Raw genomic sequence first — 13,951 nt, 5'->3', positions numbered from 1 at the left:
GGGTAGTGCCATTGTCAAATGGAAATGACAAACGCGGTTTTGCCATCGATTTGCTATGCGTTTTGCCATATGGCAAAACTGGTGTCATTCGCCCCATCGCGAGTCCGCCCCCTTCTTCCCGGCCGCTGACCGGGCTTCGTGTAATGCCTGCTGAGCGAACCCAACAGCCTGTTTCGTGCCGTAGTTCTTGATCCGGTAGTTGTTCGGCGGCTCGGCCTCCCAGAGACCCACCGCGACGAGCAATTTCGCCTCGGCCGGGTTGCAGTGAATGAACGGCAGAACTGCTTTCTTGATCAATCCGTCTGTGCCGTTATCGGCCGCGTAGAGGTAGGAAGAGACGTAAACGAACGCCGCCCCTTTGCCTTTTGGTCCCATTCCGATGAGGTCGAGGATCTTGTCGTGGGTTGGCAGATTGGTGTCTGTGCGAGCCCATGGAAGTCCCACCTATTGGGCCCTCCTGTCTGGTGGTCGGGTTGCCTGTGCCGCGAGGACAGCCCGCAGGGCGGCCCGCCAGCGGTCACGGGGAGGCTGGCTGATCTGGGCGCTCTGTCCGCTGCCACCGCAGGGCGCGGGAGGGCAAGGCTGCATCGGAGGACGTTTGCCGCTGGGCTCGCTCATTCCGCCCTCCCGCGAAGGGCCGCATATGCGGCGATCGCCTGCTGAGGGCAGACGCCGTTGCCGATCGCCTTGAGCTGATGCGAGCGGCTGATCCCGATCGCCGGGTCTGTGACGTGGCCGGCCGGAAGCCCCATCATCCACTCAGCGAAGGCCGCCGAGAGGCGAGGCTTCCCGTTACTGTTCAGCTCAGTCGGCGCGGGGGCTGGGCGGGTCAGTCGTTCCCAACGTCGAACAGCGGGGGCATAGGCTCCCCACTGAATTCGGCTATGACCGTCCGCAGATCCGGACCCCCAGTGCCGTGCTTCCCCGGTCCGTTGGCGTCCGTAGTTCTCGGCGTCGGGAAGTACTGCGACACTGCTGAGATCGCCGGACTCTTCCGATTCGCCTGGGCTGGATTGTCCCGCGCCTTGCTCGCGTCCGAGGCTGTGATCGTCGGAAGGAACCGCTCCACTGCCCCGGCTAAGCGCTCGTCGCTGTCCGGCCTCGCTCGCCCATTCCGTATCCGGCCGTCGCGTTGCGCGGCCCCCTTCGTGTCGCTCGCGGTCGGTGTGGGCAGGAAGTCCAGCACCACACCCGGCAACAATTTCTCGTCCGAGCGGGCCCCGCCCCTGCGCTCGTTCGTCCCCGTCGCATTCCCCACTGTCGGTGTCGGCAGATGTACGCCGATCACCTCCGCAAGGCTCCCCATGCCTGCTGCCACATGACGTGCCGCGCCCGGTGACCCCATTGACGCCTTCGGGTCGGCCGCCCGAGGGGTCGGTAACCAGGATGAAGAGGCGTTCGCGGTGATGGGGGGCACCGACGTCGGAAGCTCGAAGGCTCGTCCACCGGACATCGAGCCCGTCTTCGGCCAGGTCTCCGAGTACTCGATCGAACCCCATAGACCGGTGTCCGGCCACATTCTCCAGGAGCGTGTATCGGGGTCGTAGGTGGCGAATTGCGTCCCGGACGTAGGGCCAGAGGTGTCGATCATCGTCGGTTCCTTTGCGTTGGCCGGCGGCCGAGAAGGGTTGGCACGGGTAGCCGCCGGTGAGGATGTCGACGGGGGGCATGGTGTCCCAGTCAATCTGCGTCACGTCGCGGTGGTTGGGCACGGTCGGCCAGTGGTGGTCGAGAATCTTCGACGGGGCCTCATCCCACTCGCAGAACCAGGCCCGCTGCGCACCGGGGAACACGACGTCGACCGCCATGCCGAGGCCTTCGTACCCACTGAACAGTGAACCCACGCGCATTACTGGTCTCCCCCGATGCACGCGATGGACCGTATCGACGCTCATTCCCTCACCTCGTTAATGCGATCACTGAGCCACTCGGTGTAGGTGCGAGTGCTGCCGGGGTAGCGGCGAAGGTGGTACGAGTCGTGCTCGCCGGTGAGGTAGCCGCGGACGCCGCCGATCGCCGCGCTGTACGCACGCCAGACCTCGGGGACGTTGCGCCAGTCGCGGATGGTGGCCTGCCAGCGCCTCTCTCGCACCCGACGGATGAGGTCCCAGCCCCACTCGCGCGGGTCGACGAGCGAGAAGGCCGCCGACTGGTCGGCCAGCGTGCGCAGGGGCGAGTTCGCCGGGCAGCTGGTGATGACGTCGGCCGGGTCGGCGCAGTGCCAGAAAGGCCCAGCGCCAGTGCCAGAGAACGACCGACTTCCGGCGATACCCCATCCCGGCGCGCCGGATGCGGTGGCGCCATAGGGACGCAACGGGTCGGAGATCAGTCCGGTCGCACGCACGTCCAGGTCGGGATGCTTCCAGGCGCTGATCTCCGCAGCAACGTTTCCAGCAAGCGCAGCGCCGCCCGAGTAGCCCAGCAGGACGACGGGATACGGATCACGGGCGATGTAGTCGAGCAGCATCGCCCGGCCGGACCGCAGGGACGTGTCGAAGGACGACCCGAGCGGCACCGGTACTCCGCCGTACTGCGCCGACCACGGCACCTCGACGACGCGGAACCGCTTCGGGTCGAGGTGCTTCGTGACGTTGGCGAGCATCGACGCCTCACCCATCGGCTCACCGATACCACGGCAGCGGAGGACGGTGATCATCGCTTCCTCCAGTCGCTCGCGTGTGGGCAGCTGACGAAGTGGGCAATGTAGAGCGGTCGGCCCGCCGTATTGAGTGCGGCTCGCTGCGCCTTCAAGATGACGTTCGCGTGCAGCACCCCGTCCTCGAGGTAGAGGGCGATGTTGCCGTTCTCGCTCGGCTCCGGATCGATCGGCATCGGCGTCGGCTGCTTCGTCTTCGCCCACACGATCGGGGCCCGGCACGAGCGGCATGGCTCAGTTGGCCGCAGGCTGTGGTCAGGCATCACTCACCGTCCTTGAGAGCGTCGCGAAGCTGGCCGACCGCGGGCGGGACTGGCAGCGGATCTGCCCACCGCAATGCCCCGTGCTCCCACCTGTCGGCGAGAGCGTGCGCCCGGGCCACCTTCGCCTCGGCGGCCGCGAGCTTGTCGGTGAGGTCCACGACCATCGCGTTCGAGCGCGAGTCGATCCGGGCCGCGACGTCAGCGACCTGCCGGGACTGGATGTGGGTGTTCTTCTCCTCCAGTTCTCGGACGCGAGCGACGAGCGCCGGGATGAGAGTGCGTGCCTTGGCGATCAACTCGGCGTCCTCGCTCGTGACCCCATTCGACCGATTCGAGGTTGCCGTCTTCGGAAGGCCCGTCGAATACCGGATACGCGAACAGAACACCATCTGCGCCGCTGAGAAGAATGTTGTCCCCGAGGCCTGCCTTCTTCCATTCCCACGGTCCGGGTGACGTTGCATCGACGAGCGCCTGGATGGCGTCGAGGTCGATCGGTTCGGAGCTCATGCCAGCCTCTTTTCGAATCCGTTTGCGAGCCAGTCGAATGCGAGGACTGCGCCCATCCCCGCCCCCGCCGCCGTGAGGGCGACGGCGAGGGCGAGGGACGCGAGGGTGCGGGTCACGCGGGATCACCGAGTGCGAGCTGGATGCCGTCCGGTGTGACGACGTCGAGCGTTGACGAGAGCGTGAGGACTGGTGCCCATCCGATCGGGACCATGACCTCGAAGGCGATGTGTGTCCCCTCGTACTTCTCGCGGAATTCCGGCAGCGCGTCGTGGAAAGCGATCGACAATCCGACTACTGGCGCGTTGGTTGTGTCGCTCATGCGGGTTCACCGGCCTGCTCTTCGCCGGTCTCGAGGAAGCGGATCGTCGAGGCGACCTCGGCGGACGTCAGATCCTTGACCGCGGTGATGTCGCGACCTTCGCGGGCGGAGAGGAATGCCTTCCTCTCTTCGGCGTTCTTGATGCCTGCCTTGGTAAGCGCAGCGGTGAGACCCTTCAGCTCCTCCGCGGTGGCCGGGCGCGGCCCGGTTGGCTCGGTATCCTTCGGCTGGTCCTCCGCTGGTCGCTCGTCGGGCTGATCCTTCGCCGGAGCCTCGGTTGGTCGGCCACTCTCGATGTCGGCGGCGGTGACGCGGCTCGGCGGGAACGCTTCCTCGCGCGTGATCTCCCGGTTCTTGATCGAGTTGAAGGTGATGCCGAGTTCTCCGAGGTCCTGCTCGGTCCATTCGTCGGATGGTCGGCCGATCTTGAACTCGAGCTGCTTGCGGCTGACCCCGATTCCGTCGAAGTGACCGATGCTGTTAGCGACGCGGGTGGCGAGCGGGATTCCGCCGCCGTCCTGCAGGGTTGCGTGGCAGCGTTCGGAGGCTTCTTCGACGAACCAGGCTGGGAGGACCGCGAAGATTGCCTCACGGACGCGGCGGGCGCCGGCGTTGGCGTTGTTCTCGTAGATGTCCCGCATTTCGGTGAGCTGGCGGATGCCCTTCTTCGTGTCTCGCTTGTGCGGGACGATGAAGGTGATCGCGTTGCGCGCGTTCGTTTCGAGATCCCAGGCGAACGCCTGCATTTCCGACTCGCCCTTGTCGTCGTCGCGGCGGAGCTCGGCGACGCCGTACTGGATGTTGCCCCAGCAGCGGGCGAGCTCGCGGGCGAGGTGGATCGACGGGCCGGACACGGTCTCACCGCCGCGGGGGAACGAGAAGAACGCCCTGTCGGCGACGGACTTCTGCGCGGTGCTGTCGCGCATCTCCTCGACGGCGATGGGCTTGCTGCGACGGTTCTGCTGGGCGACGAGGACGGCGGCCTGGACCTCGGCGATGGCGCGGGACTGCTCGATCGCGGTGGCTTGGCTGACCTGTGTGCGTGCACCGGCGGGCTGGAACGCGGGCTGGTAGCGGGCAGGGCTGTTCGTCATGTGTGACTCCGTTCAGATGGGGGTGTGGTTCGGCGGGCACCGGTCACCACGGGAGTGAGTTCTCGTGCTGTCGCCGCCACCATGCGGGCAGGCTGACGAGGTGGACGTCGTCGCTGTAGTCCGGCCACAGACCGGTCTCCATGCAGGCAGCGAAGAGGTCGATGGCCTTGCGGTTGAGCTGTCGTCCGACCGCGATGTCGTCGGAGTGCAGCTCGATGACCGAGACGAGGTAGGGCGGGTTCTTGTCCTGGACGACGAACAGGAATATGGGGTCGTCGGCGATGCCGAGTTCGATGAGACCATCTCGGTACCAGGGGTCCTGCTGGGCGTAGCCGAAGTCCGCGGCCGATTTGGCGAACTTGTCCGGGTTCGCGGAGGTGCTCGACTTGTAGTCGACGATTACGACGCGGCCGTCGATGGTGAGGTTCGGGAGCCAGTCCGGCCGGCACCTCAGACGGGCGCCGGTAGCGGGGTCGTCCCAGTACATCGATAGCTCGGGGGTGCCGGACTCGAGGAGGGCTGCGGCGTGCCGGTTGCGGCGGATCGCGGCGGCCATGGCGTGAACCTGCTCGACCTCTTTGGTGAGCAGGGGTGTCTTGCCCTCGGCGTAGATCGCGTCCCGCTCCGCCTTCGCGGCCTTGGTCGTCCAGTTGTCGGCCTTAACCTCGACGATCTCTTCCCCGACGCCGAGCACGAGAGTGTGCGCAGCGTGGCCTAGGTCGAATGCCTTCGTCGATTCACGAGGATGGTCCTGCGCGTAGCGGAACTGGGCTGGTGTAGACGGCGGCAGCAGGGCCCGGGCTCCAGACGACGACAGTGACGTCTTGTCTCCGTGGTAGACGTAATCGGGAATGTCGGCGTAGACGCCGATCTGGTCGGGTGCGAGCAGATCGCTCACGCAACACCGCCTTTCGTGTGGTGGTCTGGTCGCAACGTGACCTGGTAGCAGGTGTTGCACATCCCCTTCGCGCCAACGGTCTTCACACCGGGTGGTCGGGATCGGAGATCGGACCCGTTGCGGTTCACCATCTGGTGGTTGCAGACGGCGCAACGCTGCGCGACCTCGGTGTCGACGTCGATCAGCCCGAGCATTGCCAGCAGATTGCGGGCGTCGTCGGCATCCGTTGCGGAGTTGCACACGGTGAGTCGGGCGCGTTGCGCAACGGCACTGTCAGGGTCCGCAACGTCGAGGATCGCGGCCTGGCCATCGTCATGCGGCACGAGCGGTCACCTCCGCTCGGTACTTCGCGATGCCCCACACGATCGCGTGGCAAGCCATCAGGTAGTGGTGGTCATAGTCCGTCAGGTCCCACTCCCAGACGTCGGCGAACTCGAACTCCTCGTCGGGGAAGTAGTTCCGGTACCGGAAGTTGTTAAGGACGTGCCGGGCGTCATCCAGGCTGTACGCGTACGCGCTGTCGAGAACGTCAGCACGGATCGTCTTCCACAGTTCGACCTTGTCCGTGTAGGCGTGGCGGTTGTCCATGAAGTACTCGACGACCTGCTGTTTGAACTTCTCTTCCGAGAAGGAAATGGCAGGGTTATCGCCGCGGATCTTCTCTGCCCAGTAGCCCGGGTTGATACCACCGCGGGCACCTGCATGGACCGTGAAGAACTCGAACATGTCGTCCATGCGGGCGAACTGGTACGAATGCACGTCGCCGGTCACGACGAGGTTGTGCGGCCACGTGATCAGGTCGAACCAGAAGATCGACGAGCCCGGGGTCTGGAACCGGATGTGCCGGTACAGGCCGTCGTCCTTCAGCACCGTCATCTCGTGCTTCTCGACGTACGTGGCGAACATCTTCTTGGCGTCGCTCATGGCGTGACCCCGTTCTCTCGGTCGACCTTGGCGTCGCGGGCGTCGTCGGCCCGCGCGCCCCAGTCGAGTTCGCCGCCGTCCGGGCCGCGCTCCTCGGCCAGCTGCTTCTCAAGTTGGTCGGCGGCGCGGAGCAATGCCGCGGCCACCTTGCGCGCGTCGTCCGGGCTGTCGATCCAGTCGACATCGATCTGGATTTCGTCTGCCTCGATGTGGACGAGGGCATAGTCGCCGGCGAAGTGCTCCTCCGGGAGATCCACCACCGCATACCGCGCGATCACGGCATCAGCGATCGGCCCCCAGTACTTCTCGTTGAACTGGACGAACAGTGACTTGTTATCCCCGGCGTTCTTCAAGAGCTTGGTGAGCTCGTCTCGGATCGTCATGCCGTCACCAGCAATCCGTAGCCGATGAAGGCGAAGACTCCGCCGAGGATCAGACACAGGGCCCAGCCCATCCAGGATCGCCACTCGAACGTGAGCCAGTCTTCGAGCTTGTCCCAACTACTTGGCTCGGGTGCTTCGTCGATCGCGGCGGCGAGCCCGGCGAATAGGTCGGGTGTCGCCGGGTACGGCTTCGTGAGTTCTGTTGCCTCGGTGGCAGCCTGGTCAAACTCGGTGTCAGACACCGCGGGCCCGGGCTGCTGTAGCCAGGTCGCGCGGAGGTCGCGGTCGAGCTGGTCGTGGATCGGGGTCGACAAGTAGTGGTCGTGCAGATCGTCGCCGTCGATGCGGGCGTCGAACGTTGCGGTCATGGCAGTCTCGTTTCAATCATGTTGGGGATGAACGGAGTGGATTGCTTGGGTGTGCGACATCAGACCGCGCTCGAACTCGGCGACGAACTCGTCCGCAAGGCGGCTGTGATGGTCGACGAGGACACGGGCCCGCTCGGTGTGCGGGACATCGGCGAGGGTGGAATCCAGGTCACTCATGGGCGCACCGTGATCTCGTCGCCGTAGACCACGTCGGTGGCTCCATCGGAGTACGTCACCAGCCACATGCCGCCGCCGCGGCGCAACGCATTCGCGACGGACGCAGACGCGGTACCGAAACCCACGGAGGCAGGGGCAACCTTCTCTATCTGCACGGCCGTGCGCACCGTCGTCACACGCAGCGTCGTCATCGGGACTCACCACCGTCCGGCGGAATGGTCGTGGAGGACGCGTCTTCGCATACGGTGGTGACGCCAGAATCAACACTCAGAGGGGAAACCGGATGGCAGCCGACGCTCGACTTGATGATCTCGCTCGCAGAATCGACGCGGTTCCTGACTCGCTCACCGGAGTGAAGTCGATCTACCAGGCCTTCCATACCCTCGCGTCGAACAACTCGCGACCCTCCACCGCCAAAGAGATGATCGACGCCATGACCAAGGGGCTCGACGAACTTGACGAGCGACTCGCCTCCAGCGAGAGCGACGCGAAGTAGGACCACAAGTTCCTCACGCACGATGGCACGCACGTCGTCGCGCGTGAGGGGCTTCGGCTCCGACCGGCTCGGCAGAACCGCCAGCCCCTGCTCCGCCAGTCGACGCAGGTACGCGTCGTTTACGCTTCCCCCAACAGAAGGAGGAGGCGCATCGTGGCCCGCATCATATTCAATGGCGTCACTTACGACATCAGCCAAACCAGACTCGATGCGACCCGCGAGCTGCTCCAGCGATTCGCCGAGGGCAAGAGCATGGGTGTCGTCATGTCCCTCACCCACGACGGCGCACGACACCACCTGTTCATCACCCCGGGCGCGCCCATCACGCTCATCGAGTAGGGCGGCGGCGTCGTCCTCGGGGCGGTGCACCTCCTCGTGCGCGTCGATCTCCTGACGCAGCTCGTACTCATTCTCAGCGGTCTCCGGGTGCGATCCGCCGATCCCGAAACCACACTCGGTGCATTCGTAGAGGATCATGCGGACCACCTCGCGGCATCAGCCATGAGGGATTCCATGAACTCGGCGACGTCGGATGCACGCCAGTGCAGCGCGGAGGTGATGCCCTCCCCTGCCTTGAACCCCTTGGAGTACAGGGGGTGCGGGCCGTGCGCCGCCATCCAGCTTTGGGTGCGCATCTTCCGGATCGTCTGCGGCGAATGCCCCGTGCGGTCCGAGACTTCCCGGATGTTGAGAGACCGGTCGCTCATGACGCACCGCCTTCGGCGGCAGTCGCGGAGGGCCACTGACGACCCTCCGCGGCCTGCCCGTCTCCTACGCTGTGATCGCCACAATCAACAGCAGAAGGAGAAGAATCGTGGACGATGTCCTGGCCTGGCTCGGCGCAATCGGAGGTGTTCTCGGCGGCGGCGCTGGGCTGACCTTCGGGATCCTGGCGCTCAAACAGTCGAAGGCGTCGAACAAGGTCGCCGAGGATGCCCGCGATATCGCGCAGCGTGGCGAGCAACTCGGCACGGAGGCCAATGAGCTCGCCCGAGAGTCGAACGGCATCGCTGTAGATGCGCGTCAACTCGCTGAAGAAGCGAACACGATCTCCAAGCGGGGCGAGCTGCGTGAGACCGAACGACACGATGTCCACTGGGAAGGCGACTGGGTAGCACCTGGGCGCTACGTCCTGAGGAACATGGGTGACGATGAAGCGTTCGATGTACGTGCCGTCGTGACTGTAGACGGGGAGCAGGCAGAGTCTCGGGCAAACTCTGTACCCGGGAGGGGAGGCCAACTCCTGTTCGAGCTGCCGCGAGCGGCCCAGGAACTCCGCCGCGAGATCCGTGAGCGCCGCGCCCGCATGCGAACTCCCGACCCATACGGAATCGACCATGCGGCGTCGTTGAACGCCCACATCCATACTTTCACCGAACGGGTGGTGTGGAAATCCGCACTCGGTCAGCAGCATGTCCACGAGCCGAAGCACTCCCTCGGCACGCTTGGTGACCTGGACTGATGATTCGCTGTAGATGTTGAGAGAACGGTCGCTCATGCTGCATCACTCAGCGTGAGCTGACCCGATCCGCCGAGGAGCTCGTGCAGCTTGGCGATTCCCTTGACCGTGACGCGGAGCGTCGGCGCCGGCAACTCGTACTCGCCGGACTTGGAGTTCAGGAACGGGCGCGCTGGTCGCTCGCACAGTCGCCCTGTGTCGACCTGCTCCTGCCGGGCCTCCCAGCCGCCACGTGAATTCCGCGAGCGGAAGATCCACCGCTTGCTATGCATGAAGTCGAACAGTCGATCACGACCAATCCGAATGTTCGTATCCTGCGAGAGGATCTTCGCTGCCTCGGCGACGCTGTAATTTCCCTTCGCATCGGCGAGGTTTTTCCACGCTCGCGCCGGTGCCTCGAGCTCGGCGATCTGCTGGTCCTTCGCCTTCAACGTCGCGGCCGCCTCAAGCAGGGCCGTGGCCATCAGCTCCGGGCCGGTGAGGGCTGGGGTTGCCGTCTCGGCCTCGCGTGTCTTGATCGCGAAGTAGGCCTGGGCGGCAGCGACCTCTGGCTTGCGCGGGTCGCCGTTCATCGCGACGAGGTAGCAAGCAAAGCGGCTCAGGTGGTAGTCGACACGTGGTCGGCCGCCCGACTTTTCGGTGACGGCAACGAAAAGGTCAGAGACGTCGTGTCCCTGGTTCAGGGCCGACCTCTCGGCCCTGTCAATCACCGCCTCGAAGTTTCGCCAGTCGGCGCCGTAGCCGAGCGGCGACATGAGAGCGCGCGCGGACCATCTGTTCCCGGCCAGCATCAACTCGTCGAACGGCGAGCGTGCCGTAGTCTGAATCTCTGACATTGGATCTCCTATCTGTGTCGTGGCCGTCAGCTGTTGCCTCAGCTGGCGGCCTTTTCGTTTGTTGCCGGACCGGCTCTCACGCCGGAACCTTCCGATGATTGACGTTTCGCCGCGCATTGTTGGAAATTTCGGGCACAAAGAAGACGTCGAGCGGGACATCCAGCGCCTCGCAGATGAGTTCGGCTGTCCTGGGGTTGTTCACGGATTGAGTCCGGGCCCCGACGAGGTTGTCGATCGTGCCGGGAGCGCACTCGGCGTACTTTGCGAGACGACGATTCGAGAATCCCTTGCGATCCATGCGGTCGATAAGTGCGTCCCGTGCTACGAGTTGCATTCTCATGCCACTGGGCCACCTCCTTCGGTTGGAGCGGTGTCGGCGCGTGTCTGTCTTGACCCTCATATCCTCACCCCTGGTTAGGCAGTTTGTCAATCGTTACGCGTCAAAGTATTACCCAACGTTAGGCAGTTAGGCAAGCGCTAACTTCGAATGAATCCGCTGGACTGGGGCTACGGGAATTCTTTTCGCCACGTGTTCTTAGGTGCCACCTGCGCGTTTGTTCGAACGGTAAGGTTGCGCAGTGCCTAAGATTTCCAATTGGACGAGACGCCTAGTGGCAAGCGACGGTGATTCCCGTGAGTGATGAGCAGACGCTGGCCGGCCTGATTGCCGACCGCAAAGGAACGCGGTCCTACGACAGATTGTCGCGGGACTGCGGGGGCGTCCCGACGTCCAAGCGGCTGCACCAACTCGCGACAGTGACACCGAAGAATTTCCCCGACCCGGACACCATCCGCGGCTTGGCGGCAGGACTGGGTGTCACCGTCACGGACATCGTCATGGCATCGGCTCGCTCTCTAGGGCTTTCCGTCTACACCGGAAATGACCCGAGCGCGCTATCCATCGGCGGGGCCGGCGAGTTGCCTGACTCGGCGAAAGAAACCCTGACAACCGTGGCGCGCGAGTTCATCAAGCTCACATCCCAACACCAGACGGATGGAGAAGCAGATGCGCAAGTCACGGAATCGCGGACGGAAGAGGGCAGCCCGAAGCGCGGCAGCGCAGGCCGCAAGACGCGCAGCCCAGGAGCCCCCATGAAGCCTACCGGAAACGTCCAGGTCGAAGACTTGACAGTGGACGATCAAGGCGTGAGCCCTGACGACGCGGGGAAGCAGGACGATTACGCACTGGCTCGCCGCGAGGGTGAAACCGAGGAGCGCCGCCGGCGGCGGATCGAAGGGGAACCGTGGGATCAGGCCGATCCGGACGGGCCGGAGACCGGAGCGTAAGCGCGCCTCTACGTTTGGCGACCTGAGCCATGTCCAGTTACCGACCAGTAACTCGCTTTTCGAACATCTGTTCGAGTAGATTGTGGGCCTACCACAGGACACCGACACGTTTGGACGGGGCGCATGGTTCACCGATGGCATCCATGGAGGCATCTTCAAAGGTGCTATCCGCACCTCGAAGTCACCTTCCCGAGCTGCCTGAGGTTCGGATGCCTCGGCGAGTGGACCGACGACGGTATCGAGATCGATGCAACGTCGAACCAGCGCGAGCGTCGGTGCACCCTGACCCATGAGATCGTGCACATCGAGCGCGGGCCGGTGCCCAACGATCCGCACCTTGCCGTCAAAGAGGAACGCGTCGTCGAATGCATCACGGCGCGTAGGCTGATCAGCCTCGAGACGCTCATCGACGCCCTCGTATGGAATCGGCTACGGGTAGACGACGAGATGGCCGAGGAGTTATGGGTCGACCTGCCGACATTGCAGCACCGAGTCCGCGACTTGACTGACAGTGAACGCCGGTACATCGATCAGGAACTCGAACGCAGGGCATGATCAACGAGAAACCCTCGCGCTCATAGGTGGTGAGCGCGAGGGTCGAGGCGAAACCCGAACAGTTTCAGCAAGGAGTCTAGTCGTGACGAACGACGATCCCGCGGCGGTGGCCTGATGGCCCGCCCGCCAATGCCTCTCGGCACGTGGGGGCACATCAAACGCACCAAGGTGGACAAGGGCCGGTGGTACGCCGACGGCCGGTACCGAGCCCAGAACGGGCGGACCCGGCGGATGCGCCGCTACTCCCCCGAGGGTGTCTTCGACCGCGAGGGGGCGGCGGCCGAGCGGATCCTGATCGAGGCGATGAAGTCGGCGTGCGAATCGACGGGTGATCTCGACGGCACGACCACGATCGACGAGTTGTGGACCGCGTACCGGGTGGAGCTCGTCGAGTCAGGCAGAGCGCCGCGCACCTTGACTCGGTACGACGACGTGGCGAAGTTCATCGGGGCGCAGCTCGGCGGGCTGCGGCTGCAGGAGGTATCGACGCAGCGGCTCGAGACGTTCCTCCGGTCGGTCGCCGAGGTGAACGGTGCCGGCAACGCGAAATCGACTCGGTCGGTGCTGTCGGGGATGTTCTCGATGGCGACGCGGCTGGGTGTGGTGAAGGCGAATCCGGTACGGGACACGAAGCCGCCGACGTCGAAGTCGACGAAGCAGCCGCGATCTCTCGAACCGGAGCAGTTGGCGAAGCTGCTGGTGGATCTGCGGCAGTCGACGATCCCCTGCCCTGCGGTCGGCAAGGGCGGCGTGCCGGTGCCGTCGAAGTATCGGGTGCCGACGGTCGCCGAGTACTGCGCGAGCGTGGACCTGGTCGACGTCATCACGATGTTCGCGGCGACCGGGGTCCGGATGTCGGAGCTGATCGGCATGTCGTGGCCGGGCCTGGATCTGCAGGCGAAGACGATCGCGCTGTCGGAGAAGGCGACGCGGGTGCCTGGTAAGGGGATCGTGTTGGTCAGCCGCGATGACGACCCGAAGAACACGCACCGGACGTTGGCATTGCCGGACTTCGCGGTGACGATGCTGCGGGCCCGGAAGCTGGCGATGCCACCGAACGCCCATCAGGTGCTGTTCCCGTCCTCCACGGGGACGATCAGGGACGCGGACGCCCTGAACGTGCAGTGGCGGCGGGTGCGGGCCGCACTCGGGTTGGACTGGGTCACGGCGCACACGTTCCGGCGCACCGTGGCGTCACTGCTGGACGAGTCGAAGATGGGCCCGCGGATCACGGCGGACCAGCTCGGGCACGCGAGTCCGTCGATGACGATGGACAAGTACATGTCGAGAGGAAAGGTCCGGCCCGAGGTAGCGGCGATCCTCGATGCCGCAGTCAAAGTGGAGAGTAAGTGGAGAGCGGACGATTCAACGGGGTCTTAGTGTCCGGATTTACCTGGGAGAACAGTGAATTGAACCTGCGACTCTCTTGGTCGCAGGTTCGAATCCTGCCGGGGGCACTTATGACACAAGTGCGCCGCCGCATAGGCACAACATCCGGTTTCCCGCCGTCGCGGGAAACCGGATGTGGCTTGTGCACCGAGCACGATCGAACCCCCGATCCGCGGCGTTTCCCTCCGCATCGCGCTGCCCAGTAGGCGCGCGACGCCGTAGGAACAGGCGCGAATCGATGTCTCTGTTCACCCGAAAGGGCCGCAGGCGCCGGGTAGGTATTTCATCCCGCTTCCGAACCCAGCGCCCGATACTCGCGCGTAGCAAACAGACCGTCTAG

Annotated in this window: 22 protein-coding genes; 4 read left to right on the top strand and 18 right to left on the bottom strand. The window is 64.7% G+C overall.

What is annotated here, in order from left to right; genetic code table 11:
- Positions 1 to 84: 84 nt before the first annotated feature.
- The 16 genes from R4P95_RS18300 to R4P95_RS18225 all read right to left on the bottom strand — a co-directional run bounded on the left by R4P95_RS18300 (position 85) and on the right by R4P95_RS18225 (position 8,792).
- Positions 85 to 444 carry a hypothetical protein gene (locus tag R4P95_RS18300; protein ID WP_317746358.1) on the bottom strand — a complete coding sequence of 120 codons (360 nt, stop codon included), beginning with the start codon at positions 442 to 444 and terminating at the stop codon, positions 85 to 87.
- A gap of 170 nt (positions 445 to 614) precedes the next feature.
- Positions 615 to 1,850: a DNA cytosine methyltransferase gene (locus tag R4P95_RS18295; RefSeq protein WP_317840479.1), complete on the bottom strand. Its 1,236-nt coding sequence runs from the start codon at positions 1,848 to 1,850 to the stop codon at positions 615 to 617.
- A 41-nt stretch (positions 1,851 to 1,891) separates the two neighbouring features.
- Positions 1,892 to 2,656 (bottom strand): hypothetical protein, encoded by a 765-nt coding sequence (locus R4P95_RS18290; RefSeq protein ID WP_317746361.1) that lies wholly within the window; start codon positions 2,654 to 2,656, stop codon positions 1,892 to 1,894.
- A complete protein-coding gene (locus R4P95_RS18285; RefSeq protein ID WP_317746362.1) occupies positions 2,653 to 2,832 on the bottom strand; it encodes a hypothetical protein in 180 nt (59 codons plus the stop codon). The genes R4P95_RS18290 and R4P95_RS18285 overlap by 4 nt, the downstream gene beginning before the upstream one ends.
- 86 nt (positions 2,833 to 2,918) lie before the next feature.
- A complete protein-coding gene (locus R4P95_RS18280; RefSeq protein ID WP_317746363.1) occupies positions 2,919 to 3,215 on the bottom strand; it encodes a hypothetical protein in 297 nt (98 codons plus the stop codon).
- 323 nt (positions 3,216 to 3,538) lie between these two features.
- Positions 3,539 to 3,745: a hypothetical protein gene (locus R4P95_RS18275; protein ID WP_317746364.1), complete on the bottom strand. Its 207-nt coding sequence runs from the start codon at positions 3,743 to 3,745 to the stop codon at positions 3,539 to 3,541.
- Positions 3,742 to 4,839 (bottom strand): hypothetical protein, encoded by a 1,098-nt coding sequence (locus R4P95_RS18270; RefSeq protein WP_317746365.1) that lies wholly within the window; start codon positions 4,837 to 4,839, stop codon positions 3,742 to 3,744. Before R4P95_RS18270 ends, R4P95_RS18275 begins: the two co-directional genes overlap by 4 nt.
- A 43-nt stretch (positions 4,840 to 4,882) precedes the next feature.
- Positions 4,883 to 5,737 (bottom strand): PD-(D/E)XK nuclease-like domain-containing protein, encoded by an 855-nt coding sequence (locus R4P95_RS18265; RefSeq protein WP_317746366.1) that lies wholly within the window; start codon positions 5,735 to 5,737, stop codon positions 4,883 to 4,885.
- Positions 5,734 to 6,060 carry a hypothetical protein gene (locus tag R4P95_RS18260; RefSeq protein WP_317746367.1) on the bottom strand — a complete coding sequence of 109 codons (327 nt, stop codon included), beginning with the start codon at positions 6,058 to 6,060 and terminating at the stop codon, positions 5,734 to 5,736. Before R4P95_RS18260 ends, R4P95_RS18265 begins: the two co-directional genes overlap by 4 nt.
- Positions 6,050 to 6,661, bottom strand: a complete 612-nt coding sequence (locus R4P95_RS18255; protein WP_317746368.1) for a hypothetical protein — start codon at positions 6,659 to 6,661, stop codon at positions 6,050 to 6,052. The genes R4P95_RS18260 and R4P95_RS18255 overlap by 11 nt, the downstream gene beginning before the upstream one ends.
- Positions 6,658 to 7,044 (bottom strand): hypothetical protein, encoded by a 387-nt coding sequence (locus tag R4P95_RS18250; RefSeq protein ID WP_317746369.1) that lies wholly within the window; start codon positions 7,042 to 7,044, stop codon positions 6,658 to 6,660. Before R4P95_RS18250 ends, R4P95_RS18255 begins: the two co-directional genes overlap by 4 nt.
- Entirely contained in the window at positions 7,041 to 7,412 is a 372-nt protein-coding gene (locus R4P95_RS18245; protein ID WP_317746370.1) for a hypothetical protein, read from the bottom strand. Before R4P95_RS18245 ends, R4P95_RS18250 begins: the two co-directional genes overlap by 4 nt.
- A gap of 12 nt (positions 7,413 to 7,424) precedes the next feature.
- Complete coding sequence (locus R4P95_RS18240; protein WP_317746371.1) at positions 7,425 to 7,589, bottom strand: hypothetical protein; 165 nt, start codon at positions 7,587 to 7,589, stop codon at positions 7,425 to 7,427.
- On the bottom strand, positions 7,586 to 7,780 hold the full coding sequence (locus tag R4P95_RS18235; protein WP_317746372.1) for a hypothetical protein: 195 nt from the start codon (positions 7,778 to 7,780) through the stop codon (positions 7,586 to 7,588). The genes R4P95_RS18240 and R4P95_RS18235 overlap by 4 nt, the downstream gene beginning before the upstream one ends.
- A complete protein-coding gene (locus R4P95_RS18230; protein ID WP_317746373.1) occupies positions 7,777 to 8,562 on the bottom strand; it encodes a hypothetical protein in 786 nt (261 codons plus the stop codon). The genes R4P95_RS18235 and R4P95_RS18230 overlap by 4 nt, the downstream gene beginning before the upstream one ends.
- Complete coding sequence (locus R4P95_RS18225; protein WP_317746374.1) at positions 8,559 to 8,792, bottom strand: hypothetical protein; 234 nt, start codon at positions 8,790 to 8,792, stop codon at positions 8,559 to 8,561. The genes R4P95_RS18230 and R4P95_RS18225 overlap by 4 nt, the downstream gene beginning before the upstream one ends.
- A gap of 107 nt (positions 8,793 to 8,899) precedes the next feature.
- Here R4P95_RS18225 and R4P95_RS18220 point away from each other — a divergent pair, with 107 nt between their 5' ends.
- Positions 8,900 to 9,547, top strand: a complete 648-nt coding sequence (locus R4P95_RS18220) for a hypothetical protein (protein WP_317746375.1) — start codon at positions 8,900 to 8,902, stop codon at positions 9,545 to 9,547.
- A gap of 32 nt (positions 9,548 to 9,579) precedes the next feature.
- Here R4P95_RS18220 and R4P95_RS18215 read toward each other — a convergent pair whose 3' ends face one another.
- Both R4P95_RS18215 and R4P95_RS18210 read right to left on the bottom strand, forming a co-directional pair.
- Positions 9,580 to 10,299 (bottom strand): phage antirepressor KilAC domain-containing protein, encoded by a 720-nt coding sequence (locus R4P95_RS18215; protein ID WP_317746376.1) that lies wholly within the window; start codon positions 10,297 to 10,299, stop codon positions 9,580 to 9,582.
- 157 nt (positions 10,300 to 10,456) lie between these two features.
- Positions 10,457 to 10,720, bottom strand: a complete 264-nt coding sequence (locus tag R4P95_RS18210) for a hypothetical protein (protein WP_213573315.1) — start codon at positions 10,718 to 10,720, stop codon at positions 10,457 to 10,459.
- A gap of 293 nt (positions 10,721 to 11,013) precedes the next feature.
- On the opposite strand from R4P95_RS18210, the gene R4P95_RS18205 reads away from it, so the two are divergent.
- The 3 genes from R4P95_RS18205 (at position 11,014) to R4P95_RS18195 (ending at position 13,602) form a co-directional block, all read left to right on the top strand.
- Complete coding sequence (locus R4P95_RS18205; RefSeq protein WP_317746377.1) at positions 11,014 to 11,667, top strand: hypothetical protein; 654 nt, start codon at positions 11,014 to 11,016, stop codon at positions 11,665 to 11,667.
- Positions 11,668 to 11,964: 297 nt separating this feature from the next.
- Positions 11,965 to 12,222 (top strand): hypothetical protein, encoded by a 258-nt coding sequence (locus R4P95_RS18200; protein ID WP_317746378.1) that lies wholly within the window; start codon positions 11,965 to 11,967, stop codon positions 12,220 to 12,222.
- A gap of 114 nt (positions 12,223 to 12,336) precedes the next feature.
- The gene (locus tag R4P95_RS18195) at positions 12,337 to 13,602 is read left to right on the top strand and encodes a site-specific integrase (protein WP_317746379.1); all 1,266 of its coding nucleotides are present in this window, start codon (positions 12,337 to 12,339) and stop codon (positions 13,600 to 13,602) included.
- Positions 13,603 to 13,951: the final 349 nt, after the last annotated feature.

The sequence above is a fragment of the Rhodococcus sp. IEGM 27 genome (genome assembly GCF_033142305.1).
Taxonomy (GTDB): Bacteria; Actinomycetota; Actinomycetes; order Mycobacteriales; family Mycobacteriaceae; genus Rhodococcus_F; species Rhodococcus_F oxybenzonivorans.
This window is presented reverse-complemented; position numbering and strand designations above follow the sequence as displayed.